This is a genomic window from Thalassotalea sp. ND16A, from assembly GCF_000764205.1.
Classification (GTDB): domain Bacteria; phylum Pseudomonadota; class Gammaproteobacteria; order Enterobacterales; family Alteromonadaceae; genus Thalassotalea_A.
Genome location: NZ_JQDZ01000085.1, coordinates 64,015 through 80,081 on the forward strand (window position 1 = coordinate 64,015; position 16,067 = coordinate 80,081).

General features: G+C 43.2%; 14 protein-coding genes. 5 read left to right on the forward strand and 9 right to left on the reverse strand.

Annotated features, from left to right (window positions below; genetic code table 11):
* From ND16A_RS06460 to ND16A_RS06430, 7 genes are all read right to left on the reverse strand, one after another.
* Positions 1 to 885, reverse strand: a complete 885-nt coding sequence (locus tag ND16A_RS06460) for a MipA/OmpV family protein (RefSeq protein WP_033078193.1) — start codon at positions 883 to 885, stop codon at positions 1 to 3.
* A gap of 416 nt (positions 886 to 1,301) precedes the next feature.
* On the reverse strand, positions 1,302 to 2,477 hold the full coding sequence (locus tag ND16A_RS06455; RefSeq protein ID WP_033078194.1) for a serine hydrolase domain-containing protein: 1,176 nt from the start codon (positions 2,475 to 2,477) through the stop codon (positions 1,302 to 1,304).
* A 165-nt stretch (positions 2,478 to 2,642) separates the two neighbouring features.
* A complete protein-coding gene (locus ND16A_RS06450) occupies positions 2,643 to 3,656 on the reverse strand; it encodes an aldose epimerase family protein (RefSeq protein WP_052073165.1) in 1,014 nt (337 codons plus the stop codon).
* Positions 3,656 to 4,681 (reverse strand): UDP-glucose 4-epimerase GalE, encoded by a 1,026-nt coding sequence (galE, locus tag ND16A_RS06445; RefSeq protein ID WP_033078195.1) that lies wholly within the window; start codon positions 4,679 to 4,681, stop codon positions 3,656 to 3,658. Before galE ends, ND16A_RS06450 begins: the two co-directional genes overlap by 1 nt.
* 113 nt (positions 4,682 to 4,794) lie before the next feature.
* Positions 4,795 to 6,369: a sodium/sugar symporter gene (locus tag ND16A_RS06440; RefSeq protein WP_033078196.1), complete on the reverse strand. Its 1,575-nt coding sequence runs from the start codon at positions 6,367 to 6,369 to the stop codon at positions 4,795 to 4,797.
* Between the two features lie 97 nt (positions 6,370 to 6,466).
* Positions 6,467 to 7,669 carry a galactokinase gene (gene galK / locus ND16A_RS06435; protein ID WP_081945610.1) on the reverse strand — a complete coding sequence of 401 codons (1,203 nt, stop codon included), beginning with the start codon at positions 7,667 to 7,669 and terminating at the stop codon, positions 6,467 to 6,469.
* Positions 7,669 to 8,745 (reverse strand): UDP-glucose--hexose-1-phosphate uridylyltransferase, encoded by a 1,077-nt coding sequence (locus ND16A_RS06430; RefSeq protein WP_033078197.1) that lies wholly within the window; start codon positions 8,743 to 8,745, stop codon positions 7,669 to 7,671. Before ND16A_RS06430 ends, galK begins: the two co-directional genes overlap by 1 nt.
* Before the next feature lie 164 nt (positions 8,746 to 8,909).
* On the opposite strand from ND16A_RS06430, the gene ND16A_RS06425 reads away from it, so the two are divergent.
* Positions 8,910 to 9,932: a LacI family DNA-binding transcriptional regulator gene (locus ND16A_RS06425; RefSeq protein WP_033078198.1), complete on the forward strand. Its 1,023-nt coding sequence runs from the start codon at positions 8,910 to 8,912 to the stop codon at positions 9,930 to 9,932.
* On the opposite strand, the gene ND16A_RS21345 is transcribed toward ND16A_RS06425, so the two are convergent.
* Together ND16A_RS21345 and ND16A_RS06420 are read right to left on the reverse strand one after the other, a co-directional pair.
* Positions 9,913 to 10,077, reverse strand: a complete 165-nt coding sequence (locus ND16A_RS21345) for a hypothetical protein (protein ID WP_160173524.1) — start codon at positions 10,075 to 10,077, stop codon at positions 9,913 to 9,915. The two genes, ND16A_RS06425 and ND16A_RS21345, sit on opposite strands and share 20 nt — an antisense overlap.
* Positions 10,078 to 10,206: 129 nt before the next feature.
* A complete protein-coding gene (locus ND16A_RS06420; protein WP_033078199.1) occupies positions 10,207 to 12,558 on the reverse strand; it encodes a peptidase U32 family protein in 2,352 nt (783 codons plus the stop codon).
* 241 nt (positions 12,559 to 12,799) lie between these two features.
* Here ND16A_RS06420 and ND16A_RS06415 point away from each other — a divergent pair, with 241 nt between their 5' ends.
* The 4 genes from ND16A_RS06415 (at position 12,800) to ettA (ending at position 15,937) form a co-directional block, all read left to right on the forward strand.
* Positions 12,800 to 13,444 carry a glutathione S-transferase gene (locus tag ND16A_RS06415; RefSeq protein WP_052073166.1) on the forward strand — a complete coding sequence of 215 codons (645 nt, stop codon included), beginning with the start codon at positions 12,800 to 12,802 and terminating at the stop codon, positions 13,442 to 13,444.
* 139 nt (positions 13,445 to 13,583) lie between these two features.
* Complete coding sequence (locus ND16A_RS06410) at positions 13,584 to 13,832, forward strand: type II toxin-antitoxin system prevent-host-death family antitoxin (RefSeq protein ID WP_033078201.1); 249 nt, start codon at positions 13,584 to 13,586, stop codon at positions 13,830 to 13,832.
* Positions 13,832 to 14,176, forward strand: a complete 345-nt coding sequence (locus ND16A_RS06405) for a type II toxin-antitoxin system RelE/ParE family toxin (RefSeq protein WP_033078202.1) — start codon at positions 13,832 to 13,834, stop codon at positions 14,174 to 14,176. The genes ND16A_RS06410 and ND16A_RS06405 overlap by 1 nt, the downstream gene beginning before the upstream one ends.
* Before the next feature lie 84 nt (positions 14,177 to 14,260).
* Positions 14,261 to 15,937: an energy-dependent translational throttle protein EttA gene (gene ettA / locus ND16A_RS06400; protein WP_033078203.1), complete on the forward strand. Its 1,677-nt coding sequence runs from the start codon at positions 14,261 to 14,263 to the stop codon at positions 15,935 to 15,937.
* Positions 15,938 to 16,067 lie beyond the last annotated feature (130 nt).

Sequence of the window (16,067 nt, forward strand, 5' to 3'; positions counted from 1 at the left end):
TTAAAAAACATAACTAAACAAAATACCATACTCGGTGATATTATCATCACGGCCGGGTTGCTGATCAGCTAGTTGCATAATAGGGCTATCACTGATGCTGTCAGCAATATCGGTATATCTGAAATAGGTTTCAAATAATACATTCTCGCTGATGGGGTAGCTGGCGCCTACCTGGCCAATCACATTAAAGCCATCATCCGCTTGGTAGTGTGGAAAACCGAATTCTTCCAACGCATCCGAGGTCGAGTAATAGTAATCTAATATATTCTCAGAGCGATATTCAATACCCGCCGAGGCATACAGCTCCCAATTTTTAATTTGCCAGGTTTGTGCCGCCCACATTGAGGCATAAACGCCATCATCATACTCATCATTAAAAGAATACGGCGCGATGGTAAATTGCAGCATTGTTTGCGCGTAGATACCCGTGGTGCGAAAGCCGAGCATTCCAGTGTTATCTTTATAATCTTGTACAGAAGTCACATCATTGACTATATGATATTCAATATCGCCGTGCGCCTCTACCGTGAGAATATCAAAGTTCCAATGCTCGCTATTATAAAAGTTATAACCAAGATTAAGCCCCTGTTCCAACTCATTCGCACCATAAGACGCTTCAATGAAGAAGCCACTTTGCAATTGATAACGACCACTGACAAACAGTGAACCGCCTTTATCTTCATCTTCGTAAGGCCCTACTTCCGATTTATAACCGTAACCGATTTTAAGGTAGCCACCGCTGGGCGACTCGGCTTCGGTGGCGATAACAGCGTTACTGTTGCTATCGGTACCATTGCCATCGGTGTTGGCGAAAAGTGGTGTGGCGCTAAGCAGCGCTGAGCCCCAGAGTAGATTGACAAGACATTGATTAATTGACCTTTTCATAGATATCCTTATGTATATTTTTATATTAAGTTTTATTTACGCGGCTGCTAATGCTTTTTTAATATTTCGTTAAAACTCTGTTAAAGCCTGCGTTGATGAGTAAATAATAACTAAGCCATAAAAATAAAGTCGTACCACTGCTTGTCGATATGTATCACTTTGTATCTCATAGGGAACATTGTTGAAGGTTAATAATTGGTATCAGTATAATGAAACCTTAAGGGGGATAGCTATCGCTTTGTCAGATGTTAACGTTTTGTAACATAATACCAATTCCGACAATTTATTGGCCAATAAATTGTCGGAATTGGTATAAAACAGCTCAGAGCTTCGAAAAAATTTACTTTCATTGCGATAAAGGTCGTTACTCGAAATGAAAGACCAGAGTTATGGTTGGGGTTAAGGTTAGAGTTACTTCATAATAATGCCGGTAGGATGTATTGCTCTAAAATTTGACTGACATTGCGTTGTTCTTTTTGCTCCGGTTCATAGGCATCGCCAGTAAAAACGATCACCGCATTTATGCTGGGAAACACAAAAATAAACTGGCCACCAAAACCATCGGCATAAAAGGTATCCAGTTGTTCGCCATTCACCGTAAAGGTTGTCATCCACCATTGATAGCCATAACCCCAACTGCCATTATCGACATGGCGCACGGTAGACTCTTCAACCCACGCAGACGATATCACTTGCTGGCCCTGCCACTTGCCTTTATCCAAATATAACTGCCCCAATTTAGCCATGTCTCTGGAACTTAAATACAAGGCACTGCCGGTGTGAAGTTGACCATCGAGTGACCAGTAGTCATAGTTTGCGATATTAAGCGGATCAAACAGGTTATGTTGCATAAAATGGCTTACGCTTTGACCCGTGGCATGTTGCAGCAGACGACCAATGCCAAAGCTAATGCCGGTAGAGTATGCAAACGTTTCCCCAGGTTCGGTAGCCATAGGCCGGTCTAATAAGAATTGTATCGGGTCGGCGGCATTATTCATTTGCGAGTTTAAGTTTTCAGGCAGTAAATAGGAAACATTCCATTCATCCCATTGCAGGCCGTGGCGCATGGTTAGCCAGTTTTTTAAGGTGACATCTGCTTTGCGAACATCCCAATTCGCATTGAAGTTTTTATGTTGAAAATAATCCAGTACTTTTACTTCTGGGCTGGCAATATACCCTTGCTCAATGGCAATACCGATAAGCGCGGAGTTAAAACTTTTTGTTACCGAGTTAAGAATATGCAAGTCGATGTCTTTGTTATTGGCCCAGTCATCGCTAAAATCCAGTTCGCGTTTAAACTGCTGTTCAAACACCAACTTGTTATCTTTTACGATTAACACCGAATCAATGTGGCGAAAGCCATTCGTATCGGAATTAATATTATCAACCAAAGTCGTTAATAAGTCGGGTTGAATGTTAAGTTCGGCAAGGTCTGCACTTTGCCAACCATCATTGGTTTGCTCGGGTGCTTGGTATTGATATGGGGTAAAGACTTTATTGTTGCTGTCTGAGCCACTACCACCGCAACTGGCGATACAACAAATCATAAAAACTGAAAGTAATCGTTTTGCTTGCTGGTGTAGCTCAGGCATAGGGCACCGTTTTATCGTAAAAAAATAGACTTAATTCACTATAAATTAAAACGGCAAACTTTTCCCTGTAGTTGGCAACAAATTATACTTATGCCATTGCAGTTTTCATTAAACGGGACAAATAAGGGCTATGTTCAAACAAGAACCCCGCATCACATTTTGTCGCTAACTCGCAGAATTTACCGATTCAAAAGCAAACACAATGTTGCGCTGATAGCTTTTATCGGGAGTTAACACCGAGCAGGGAAAATGATCATGGTTAATCGCATCCGGGTAGTTTTGCGCCTCCAGACACACCCCCTGATAGGAGTTAAATTGCTTCGACAAATAGAAACCGGTATACAGCTGGATTGCCGGTTGATCGGTATAAACCGACAGCTTGACCTGGTTCTTATGGGAAGTTAACACCGCATTGGGCTGTGCATACGCAACCTTATCCAAGACAAAGCAATGATCATAGCCATGCTTGTGTTGCAATGATTTATCTTCAGTATGGCTTTGTCGCTGGCCGATAGTTGCAGGCTCGTTAAAATCATAATCTGTGTCTTTCAGCGCAACGATGTTACCCGTTGGAATATTGTCGCTATCGCTTTCAACATATTGCGATGACTGCATTTGTAGGGATAATGACTGACAATCACTCTCCCCCAGATTAAAATACGTATGGTTGGTTAAATTGACTGGTGTGGCCAAATCGGTATTGGCCAGGTACTGGATGCTGAGCTGATTATCCGCACTTAACTGATAGGTTAGCGCCAGCTTTACCGTGCCGGGGAAGCCTTGATCGCCATCGGTTGAAATAAGCGAGAGCGTTACCGCAGATTGAGACTGCTTATCGATTTGCCAATAACGCATAGAGAAATTGTTATCGCCACCATGCAAACAGTTATTGCCATCATTTAACGGTAATTGATACAGCTGCCCTGCCAGTCGAAACTTGCCGCCAGCGATACGGTTACACACCCGGCCACAGGTTGCGCCTAAATAAAAATCATCGGTTAAATATTCTGCGGCGCTGGCGTAGCCCAGCGTCATTTCTGTCGGCTTGCCATTGAGCGGAAATTTAATCGACTTAATGCGTGCACCAAAGTTAATGATTTCCACTGACATGCCGTTGTCGTTGCTCAGTACCAAAGACCTAAGTAACACCGTTGCCAATGCCGGGTTCACTGTCACCATTACGCTGGATAGCCATCAGGGTTGTGCAACTGCCAGCGCCAGGTATCCTGCATCATTTGCTCTAACGACCTGCTCGCTTGCCAGTTAAGTTCTTCATTGGCTTTGGTCGCATTCGCCCAGAACGCCGGCAGATCGCCAGCCCTTCTTGGCGATACCTCAAAGGCAATGGTGTTATTAATGGCTTGCTCAAACGCTTTGACAATGGCAAATACCGAAACCCCATTGCCGGTGCCTAAGTTAAACGCTTCAACGCCACGAAAATCACTGTGCTTATTTAACCAGTCTAATGCCGCCACATGGCCCTGGGCTAAATCCATAACGTGTAAATAATCGCGTTCACAACTGCCATCAGCAGTCGGATAGTCATCACCAAAGATACTGAGTTTATCGCGTTTGCCAACGGCGACTTGCGCCACATAAGGCAACAGATTATTGGGAATACCTTTTGGATCTTCGCCAATTTCGCCACTCTCATGGGCACCGATGGGGTTAAAGTAACGCAATGATACGCCCCTGAAATTGCTATCTGACGAAGCAAAATCCGCCAGCACCCGCTCGACCATCACTTTGCTGGCACCGTATGGACTAGACGGCGTGCCTAGCTTCATCGTTTCCACATACGGCACGTCATTTTCTTCGCCATAGACGGTGGCCGATGAGCTGAAAATAAAGTTACGCACATTATGTTGTTGCATCACTTCCAGTAAACACACCGAACCGTGCACATTGTTTTGATAATAACTTAACGGAATTTGCGCCGATTCGCCGACCGCTTTTAATGCGGCAAAATGAATGACCGCATCAATATGGTATTGCCCGAACACCTCGCTTAATTTATCTTTGTTGCAGATATCACCTTCAACAAGCTGCACGGACTTGCCCGTCAGCTTTTCCACGCGGGCAATAGACTCAACATTTGAGTTCGATAAATTGTCATAAACGATTACGTCATGATCATGTTCCAATAACGATAAAACCGTGTGAGAGCCGATATATCCAGCACCACCAGTGACTAATACTTGCATGTTTTTGGCCTTTAAAGATTGTGAAATTTAACCGGAACTCACCACAGTGAGTTCCGGTTAGGGATAGCTATTCCGCCAATTTATTGGTCAATAAATTATCGGACTTGGCATGATTACCACCAAGTGGCATATAAAGCAGTAAGGATAAGCACCACACCCACGGTAGCGACGTTAAATGATTTGTTGGTGGCAAAGCTCACTTTCTCTAAACTGACACTGCTATCTTCGGTAGTCGGTTTACCCAGCATTGATACTAAGTAACAGAGCGCTAAACACAGTAAGAACACCAGGCCAACTCGGTCCATAAATGGCAGTTCCGGCCAGAGGAATTTAAGCGCTAACGAAAATACCGCGGAACCAAGAGCGGCAGATAATGCGCCCATTGAGGTAGCGCGTTTCCAGAACATGCCCATCATAAAGATCACGACGATGCCCGGCGTAAAGAAACCGGTAAATTCCTGGATGTATTGGAACGCTTGATCAAACTTGCCCAGTAATGGCTCAGCCACGAGTAAGGCGATACATAGCGATACTAACGCGGCTATACGGCCAATATGCACATAGTGGCGTTGGCTTTGGTTTGGCTTGAAGCGTGAATAAATATCCATGGTAAAGATGGTTGAAATACTGTTCGTCATTGACGCCAGAGACGACACGATGGCAGCAACTAATGCGGCAAAGACTAAGCCTTTGATACCAACGGGCATTAATGCCATCATTGACGGGTAAGCTTGATCCGGTGTGGTTAAGGTAGGATATAACACCACGGCAGCAATACCGGGTAACACCACAATCACTGGCATTAACAGTTTCAGGTAGGCAGCAAAGGCGATGCCTTTTTGGGCTTCCTTAATGTCTTTCGCCGCTAGTGCGCGTTGAATAATATACTGGTTGAAGCCCCAATAACTGAAATTCATGATCCACATGCCGCCAATTAATACCGAGATACCTGGCAGACTCATATAATGTTCATTTTCAGGACTTAAGATCATGTCAAAATGCTCTGGCATGTTATCGGTAAGTACGCCAAATCCGGCTAACAGTCCTTGACCATCAGAAACCGCATCTAAGGCTAAATAACTTAAGAACAGCCCGCCAAACACCAATAGCACAACCTGGAATATGTCGGTATAAGCGACGGCTTTTAAGCCACCGTATAACGAGTAGGCCACAGAGAATACCGCTAAGAATATCATGCCAAACATCCAGTCAACACCCGCCACGGTTTCAATGGCCAAACCTCCTAACCATAGCACCGCCGTTAAATTAACAAAGGTGTATACCGCTAACCAGAAAATTGCCAGGGTGGTTTTTACTTTGCTGTCAAAGCGTTGCTCGAGATATTGTGGCATGGTGAATATTTTATTTTCGAGGAAAATAGGCAGCATATATTTACCGACTATGATCAGGGTAATCGCCGCCATCCACTCATAAGAAGCAATGGCTAAACCAATCGCGTAACCAGAGCCGGACATACCGATAATTTGTTCAGCAGAAATATTTGCTGCGATTAATGATGCACCGATAGCCCACCAGGGCAATGCTTTACCGGCTAAGAAATAATCTTCGGTGTTCGCCCCTTCTTTTTTCTCATTACGAGAAATCCACAAGGCCAGACACAATAGCCCGATGACGTAGACGATAAAAATCGTGCTGTCTATCGTCCCCAATTTGTTTGCAAATTCCATAACTTGTTCACCTTTTCGTTTTAGTTATAATTTTTTTTATTAGCTAATTGTTCATTTTAGCCAGTTTTCATAATGGCTAGTAGATTGCTTCAATCAGTTATCTAAATGCGCCTTGGGTGGCGGTACATAAATAAATGCTTGGCTCTAAACCAAATTGTTGTGGATAGGCGGTATTCACCACATCCGTTAATTCTTCAACCATAGCCCTTGGCACTAAGGCGACGACACAACCGCCAAAACCGCCACCGGTCATGCGCACGCCGCCGGCATTGCCGATAACCCCGTCGATGATCTCGACCAGACCATCCATTTCCTTGGTCGTCACTTGAAAGTCATCACGCAATGAATTATGAGACTCCTTCATTGCTACACTAATGCTGGCAATATCGTTATTTTTTAGTGCCGTTAAGGTAGCAACTGCTCGAGCATTTTCACTAATAACGTGGCGGGCACGCCTGAACAATACTGGCTCAAGTTGCTCTTTAGCCGCGTTAAGCTGCTCTATGCTAACTTCGCGCAAGGCCGATTTACCAAAGTGCTGGGCAACTTGTTCACATTGCTCGCGTCTCAAGTTGTATTCACTATCGACCAGGCCGCGTTTTACGTTTGAATTGACGATGAACAGCGCTAAGTTGCTAGGTATCGGTGCATCTTCAAACGACAAGTCTTTGCAATCTAGCAACATCGCGTGGTTTTTCTGGCCCATGGCGGAAATCAGTTGATCCATGATGCCACAATTACAACCAACAAAATTATTTTCCGCTTTCTGCCCCATGAGAGCGGCCTTGATGCCATCTAAGTCTAATTGATAAAGCTCAGCAAAGGTTTTCAAAATGGCAATTTCAAAACTGGCGGAAGAGCTTAACCCTGCGCCCTGTGGTACGTTGCCGGTTACGACAAGGTTGGCGCCTTTGATTTCAGGGTATGTTTTCATTAATGCCAGCAATGTGCCTTTGACATAATTACTCCACATCATTTGTGAATCAAACGCTACTTCACTCAAGTTAAATTCATTGCTTTGTTGGTCACAATCATGAGCATACACGTTTACCACGGCGTCTTCGCGCTTTGCTGCCGCAATGGTAGTGCCGAAGTTTATCGCCGCTGGAAAGACGAAGCCATCATTATAATCGGTATGATCGCCAATTAAATTCACTCGGCCAGGGGCATGACAAACTAATTCGGCAGCGCTTGCAAATTGTTGTACAAATAAGCTTTTAACAAGGTCTTGTTGCGCCAAGCCTTGTTGTTCAGAGCCTAGTTGTTCTGAACTTTGTTTCTCTGAGCATTGATGAGTCATTAGTTTTGCTCCTTATAATGGATATCAGATAAATTACGTAATCGTTCGGCGGCTTGTTCGGCGGTTAGATCTCGTTGCGCTTCCGCCATCATTTCATAACCCACCATAAATTTGCGTACCGTAGCGCTGCGCAGTAACGGCGGGAAGAAACTGGCGTGCAAGGTCCAGGCGTCGTGAACTTCGCCATCAAATGGGGCGCCATGCCAGCCCATAGAATATGGAAAAGAACAATTGAATAAATTGTCATACTTGATGGTGATTTGTTTGAGTATGTCCGCTAAAGAGAGCTTTTGTTGTGCATTTAACTCGGTAATGCGCGACACAGCAAAACGTGGTAGCAGTAAAGTTTCAAACGGCCAGGCGGCCCAATACGGAACGACAACCAGCCAATCGTCATTGATGACCACAACTCGCTCTTCGTTGTTAACCTCTTTGCTAACGTAATCTTGCAATAAATTACTGCCATATTGCTGAAAGTAGGCCTGTTGTGCCTTATGCTTTTTCATCACTAAGGTAGGTAATTGCTGCTGTGCCCAAATTTGCCCATGCGGATGCGGATTAGAACAGCCCATGATGCTGCCTTTGTTTTCAAATACCTGCACCCAGGCGTAAGTTTTGCCCAACTGTTCACACTGACTTTGCCAGGTATCTACCACTTTGGAGATTTCGTTTATTGATAACTGCGGCAAGGTTTTGCTGTGATCAGGGGAAAAACAGATCACCCGACTCTCGCCCTGCTCCGTCGCCATTTTAAATAACGGATCATCACTTGCAACCATTGGCGTATCTTGTTTTATCGCGGCAAAGTCATTGGTAAAGACAAAGGTGTCTTTATAATCGGCATTGACTTCACCATTGATTCGGGTATTACCGGCACAGAGAAAACATTTTTCATCAAACGCAGGCTTTTGTTCTTCATCCAGCTTTTCCACCTGCCCCTGCCAGGGACGCTTCGCCCGGTGCGGAGAAACCAGCACCCATTCATCAATCAAAGGGTTGTAGCGGCGATGCGGATGCTCCGTCGGATCAAATTCAACAGCGCGGTTATTTTCAATATTTTCGAGTTCAATCGTCATAATTTTTAGCTATCTTTAGTAAATCACTGCACCAAAGGGTAAACGTTTACACTTTAAGATGCAACCATTAATTCCCTTAAACACGTGGACTTGCACAACGCCAGCTAACTAAGGTATATTAACTTCAACCATTAACCCACTAAAAAATGTAAACATTTACCCTTATGGCAACCATCAAAGATGTCGCTCGTATCGCCGGTGTTTCAGTCGCTTCCGTGTCACGCGTGGTAAACAACGGTCCGAAAGTCAGTCAAAAAACCATAGATAAAGTGACCAAAGTCATGAATGACTTAGGCTACACGCCAAATGCCAATGCCCGTGCTTTGGTGACCCAAAAGAGCACCACCATCGGGGTGGTGATCCCCGACTTAACCGATCCGTTTTTTGCTTCACTGGCCAATGGCGTCGAGCAAGTTGCGCGTCAACAAAACATGCAATTGCTATTAAGTACCGGCCAAGTCAGTGCCGAATCGGAGCGACAGGCGATTAACTTACTGATTGAGCAACGCTGCGATGTAATGGTGATCCACAGTAAAAAACTGTCTGCCGATGAACTGATAGCGTTAACCGAAAAAGTATCGGGGTTGGTTCTCATTGATAGATACATTAAGCAAATTGCCCATCGCTGTGTATGGCTGGATAACCTGGAAGGTGGAAAAATAGCGGCACGCCACCTGCTGGCGTTACAACATAAAAACTTTGCCTGCATTTCCAGTAAATACAAAATTGATGATCCCAGCCTGAGACTGCAAGGCTTTCAAAATGAATTAAATGCAGCAGACTTTGAGATTGAACCTACTTTGATTGAATATGGCGAGCCGAACTTACAAGGGGGTGAAATTACCACGCAAAAGTTGTTGGCTAGTGGTAAAAAGTTTTCTGCCCTTTTTGTTTACAATGACGCGATGGCCATCGGTGCCATCTCGACCCTTGAAGATAATGGTTTTCGAGTACCGACCGATATTTCAGTGATTGGTTTTGATGATGTTTTGCTGTCGCGCTATTCCCGACCAAAACTTACCACGCTCAATTACCCGATTGAAGAAATGGCAAGACAGGCGGCAAACTTGGCAGTTGAATTAGCCAATAAAACTTCTCCAACTAACATGGATGAAAACTTAAAACACATTCCCAGACTGGTGAAACGAGAATCCACCAGTGTTCGTGCTAATCAACAACGCTCTTGATTATCTTAATGTCCAACCTTTTGGCAATACGGTTCAGGTTTGCCCTGTCGGTTGATAACCTTCTGGCGGCAGCTGCCCAGTTGCCGTTTTCGGCTTTTAACGTCCGGGTAAAGCTGCCGCCACCGGCCAAAGATTCTCTATCCAAAACGAAAGTCTCTGCCCAAACGCACCCAAATTTTTATCGACTTGGTAAAAGACTACCTCGAACAAATGGGCGAGTCGCCAGCTAACACTTGGCTTATAACGCAAAATATCAGCCGACAAAATTAAATAGCTACAACCCGTTAAAATACTGAATACTGGTTGACTCTGGCACCATAGTATTTAGGGTTTCTTTAACCGTTGAGTCATCGCTTGAATTGCGATTTGAGCCGCCGCTAAGCAGTTGCTCAAATAGTTTAATGAGTTGTGGTTTGTCAGGCAATTCTTTATCACCGGCGCCGATGTTCGTCAGGTCAATCATAAAACCGTCAAAAAGTGAGGCAAGATCATCAATGATCTCAGTATTTAAAAACTGATCTTGATTATAAATACTGGGGTAACCGGCCTTTTGTTTGTCAATGGCAAATGACGCCCCTTTAAGGTTGGTGATACTGGTCGATTTATCGCAAGACAACATACAGCCATTATCGATTCTTGGTTTTTCACAGCCAACACTTTGCTGGAAAAAACACTGCCTGCTGGCCATCAATAAAATAGGATGATAAATGCTATACAGCAGTTTAAAATTGTTCGGACGGGCAATGGTTTTAATTTGCTGGTTATTAATTTCGTTCGAAATAAACGCACCACTACAATTAAACTCTTCTTGCATCGCCAATAGCGCATAAGAATTGGTGGTATTTAAAAATGGACCGGCAATCCATTTAATCCCCAGTTGATAAGCGCGATAGGCGATGCCGGTGTTATTAGTCACGATAAGTTCAGGTTTCACTTGCTCTAAAATATTTAGCGCCACATCGTAATCTTTGCCGATTAACACTGCCGGAAACCAAGGGATTAAGCGTGGGTTTTCTTGGAAAAAAGCCACGTACTTGCTGCAACCGCGTTTATAGGCGTCTGGCAATTTAAAGTAAATATCGGCATCGGTCACTTCGGCTAAGGCTAAGTCGGCTTGATCACAAATGAGGATCGAGAGCTTCGCCCGTTTTTCTTGTTGATCAGCTGCTGTTATCGCTGTTGAGGTGCCAGCTTTTGCGCATCGCTCAAGTTTGGGCAGGGTAACTTCAGCGATTACTTGTTGATTATTTAGTCTTGACGCAACTTCGTTTTTCAACCCCGTAAGCGCTTTAAATGGAATGCTTACGTTGCTGGCCAAGTCGTCAATGTTCAATGTTGTTAAATCAAACTCCGCGTTGCCTAAACTTTTAAAACGCTTTTCAATCGCCGCTTTATCAATACCGGCTTGCTCGCTTGGTCTTAACAGCTGCTCTGAGCTGACAATAAAAGTATTTTTGTTGCGCTGTTCAGACAAACTAAGTGCAGTGCCTGGCTCAGTAGTGACGGTAACCGTTAAGGGTTGCCCTGCTTCGCCAGAGAACACTAAGCTTAGTAATAACTTATCAATGTTAAGGTACTTTATTTTGTCGAAAACCGTGGCGCTTATTTGATCTTTTTCTTTATTAAGGCTTTGTTCTACTTGTTGAATTTGTACCACTGAAATCGCATTGCTGGCGTCATTGGCATAGTTTTTAATTGCATGCTCTTTTGAATTATCACGTGGATTTTCAATAAACATCGACTGATTTAAATCGCCGCGTAAAAAGGCATTGGTTAAATCACGATTAAACACTTTATACAGACGTTCACCGTCTTGTGTTAACTCACCGGTGTTAACTAAACCATCAATTTGTTTACGGAAACTGTCCACCACGGTATGCACATAACTTGCGCCCTTAATACGACCTTCAATTTTGAATGAATGTACGCCCGCATCGATTAACGCCGGTAAATCAAAAAACGCCGAGTTGTCTTTGATGTTTAATGGAAAATTATTGCCTGATGGTGTGGTTTCGTATTCTTCACGACAAGCCTGGCTGCAACGACCGCGGTTGCCTGAATTACCAACACTGGCAGAGGTTGAATAACATAGCCCTGAAAATGCCACGCAAAGCGAGCCATGAACAAACACCTCGGTTAATACATTGTGCTCACGACCCGCGCTGGCCATGGTGGTAATTTCACGTAAATTTAATTCTCTCGATAAGTTAACCCGTGACGCCCCTAATTTTTTTAAGAAGGGTATTTGACCAACATTATGGGTGGTCATCTGCGTTGAGGCGTGAATATCTAAGCTTGGAAAATGCTTTTTGAGAATATAAAACATGCCAATATCTTGCACTATCACCCCGTCTAGCGAGGTGTTCACCAGCCTGTTTAATAATTTGGCCAGTGACTTAAATTCGCGCTCTAAGATCACAATATTGAGGGTTAAGAAGATTTGGCATTGATACTGATGGGCTAAACGAATGATGCCGAGCAGTTGCTCAAAAGAAATATTAGATGCACGGTTACGGGCATTAAAGGTATCTAAACCACAGTATACCGCATCGGCACCGGCAATAATGGCGGCTTTAATGGCGTCAACATCGCCACCTGGCGCTAATAATTCAATTTTAGGATTCATTTATACAACTTATGGTCAGTAATTTAGCCAATAACTTTGCTAATAGTAGTGGGCGTTTATTTTAATGCGGGGATTTTACCCGTATATTTCTCTGCTGAATACCGCTAAAGTACGCTTATTTCGCGAAAAACTTATTCCGTATTGCTTATTTACAGTAAAGCAATGAAAACACAGAGCAAATTGCCTAAACTATTTATAGCAGCAATTTATACTCGCAATTTTTCATAAACAAGAAGCTCAGATGACATTACCCGTATTATATTCTTTAAGAAATTGCCCCTTTGCCATGCGGGCCCGGTTAGCAATATACAAATCAAAACAACCCATTGAATTACGCGATGTGGTTTTGAACAATAAGCCGCAGCAAATGCTCACTGCGTCCCCGAAAGGCACAGTGCCTATTTTGGTATTAGCATCAGAGCAGGTGATTGATGAAAGTTTAGAGGTGATGTTGTGGGCACTTAATGAAAGTGATCCAGATGACTTGCTCCATAGCGGCTGTGCAGAAATACTGACTTTAATTGAGCAATTTGACGAGCCATTCAAAACCTGTTTAGAACAATATAAATGCGCCAAACGCTATCACGAAAGCAACCTGACTGAGTGCCGACAGGCCTGCGAAGTGTATATAAAAGACCTGGAGCAACGCTTAACCGAACATGCTTATATTATTGATGAAAAAGAAAGCTTAGCCGATATCGCGCTGCTGCCTTTTATTCGACAATTTGCCAAAATTGAGCGCCAATGGTATCTACAATCTCCCTACCCCAATGTAAAGCGATGGTTAAATCGATACTTGCAAAGCCCAATGTTTACCAAGGTGATGGCCAAATACCCACTGTGGTCAGAACATAGCGAAATGATTGTTTTTACCGGCAAACGTTAACATATCAGTGGCTCAACAAGTAAATGCTTAAAATATTTTATATTTTATATTTTATATTTTATATTTTGGATAAAACATCACATTGAACAAATCGAACGATTCGACTACACTGGTAAATATTGTTTTTCAGGAGCCTATTATGAAATCTCTAACAGCTAACGAAGCAAAAACTAAGTTTGGTAATATGTTGATTAACGTACAATCAGAGCCAGTTGAAATAGTTAAAAATGGTACATCAGTTGCTGTGGTTATTTCTTCAAAAGAGTATAAAAAAATAGAAGCATTAAAAATGGAAATCGTTAAATCTCGGTTTGCTAACATAGACCCAGATGATTTAGTTGAAGGTGGAGATTTTTTTGATGAAATTGATTCTGGCAAATATGATTAATGAGCAATAGTAATGGCAACACTAAATTTTACCTAAAAAAACATGCTAGATCAGACATTGCTCAAATTAGAAGTTACACTATTAAAAACTGGGGTGATGCTCAGTGGCAAATCTATAAGCAATATCTCTTACAAAAATTTCAAAATTTAGCTAATAATCCTGATATTGGCATCACAATAGATGAAATCTCCCCAAATGCATTTAAATTTCCTTTAAATGAGCATGTTATTTATTATCTACGACGAAATAAAGACATTGTTATCGTCGGTGTTTTATCTGCGAGCATGTCACCTGAAAAGCATTTACGCAGAAAACAAGATGTCATCGATGAAACAAATGGCTAAGTAATAGATAAGAATTTGCTTTCCACGCCTATTAACTTAAAATAACCACAATTAATTATTCCTTAAAATAAAAAAGGCTTCCCCATGGCATTGCCAGACAAATTTATCTACTCGATGAACCGCGTATCGAAAGTGGTTCCACCAAAGCGTACCATTTTAAAAGACATCTCATTATCCTTCTTCCCTGGCGCCAAAATTGGTGTTTTGGGTTTAAACGGTTCCGGTAAATCAACGTTGCTGCGCATTATGGCCGGTGTCGATACCGAATTTGAAGGTGAAGCCAAAGCCCTTGCCGGCACTAAAATTGGGTATTTAGAACAAGAGCCAAAGCTCGATGAAGAAGCCACCGTACGCGAATGTGTTGAACAAGCGGTGAGTGAAGTAAAAAACGCCCTTGCCCGTTTAGATGCGGTGTACATGGAATACGCCGAAGAAGGTGCCGATTTTGATGCGCTGGCGAAAGAGCAAGGCGAATTAGAGGCGATTATCGAAACCCAAGACGGTCATAACATTGACAATGTGCTTGAACGTGCTGCCGATGCGCTGCGTTTACCGGAATGGGATCAACAAATTAAAGTACTATCGGGTGGTGAACGTCGCCGCGTTGCGTTATGTCGTTTATTACTTGAAAAACCCGACATGTTATTACTCGATGAACCAACTAACCATTTGGATGCCGAATCGGTAGCCTGGTTAGAGCGTTTCTTACATGACTACTCGGGTACTGTTGTGGCAATTACCCATGATAGGTACTTCCTTGATAATGTTGCCGGCTGGATCTTAGAATTAGACCGTGGCCATGGTATTCCATATGAAGGTAACTATACCAATTGGCTTGAGCAAAAAGATGCTCGACTTGAACAAGAAAAACGTACCGAAAATGCCCTGGCAAAAACCATTAAGCATGAGCTTGACTGGGTTCGTTCAAATCCGAAAGGCCGTCAGGCCAAATCAAAAGCACGGATGGCGCGCTTTGAAGAATTATCAAGTAATGAAAATCAAAAACGTAATGAGACTAATGAGTTATACATCCCACCCGGGCCGCGCCTTGGCGATAAAGTTATCGATGTTGAAAACCTAACGAAATCTTATGGCGACCGAGTGTTGATTGATGATTTAAGTTTTTCAATTCCCAAAGGTGCCATTGTTGGCATTATCGGGCCAAACGGCGCCGGTAAATCGACATTATTTAAAATGCTCTCAGCCGCCGAAACACCAGATTCAGGTTCAGTGACCGTGGGTGATACCGTGCAACTGGCATCCGTTGATCAATTTCGTGACGACATGGATGAGAGTAAAACGGTTTATCAGGAAATATCTGAAGGTAACGAAATCATTCAAATTGGTACTTATGAAATTCCGGCGCGTGCTTACGTTAGTCGTTTTAATTTCAAGGGTATCGATCAACAAAAAGTCATTGGCCAATTATCGGGTGGTGAGCGTAACCGTGTGCATTTGGCCAAGCTAGTGAAAACTGGTGGTAACGTATTGCTTCTCGATGAACCAACCAACGACCTGGATATTGAAACGCTACGTGCGCTTGAAGAAGCCATCTTAGAGTTCCCGGGTTGTGCCATGGTTATCTCTCATGACCGTTGGTTCTTAGATAGAATTGCCACCCATATCATCGATTACCGTGATGAAGGGCAAGTGAATTTCTATGAAGGTAATTTTACCGATTACGAACAGTGGTTGAAGAAAACGTTAGGGCCAGCGGCGATTGAGCCACATCGTATTAAGTACAAGCGTATTGCGAAGTAAGGTACGAGATACAAGGTACAGGGTACAAGCAATATCGATATTGTTTTCGCGTTTAGTTTATTGGAGACGAGTAATTTATCTCTCATTTCCCGCAAGCTGCACGTATCCTGTACCCCGTACCTTGTACCCT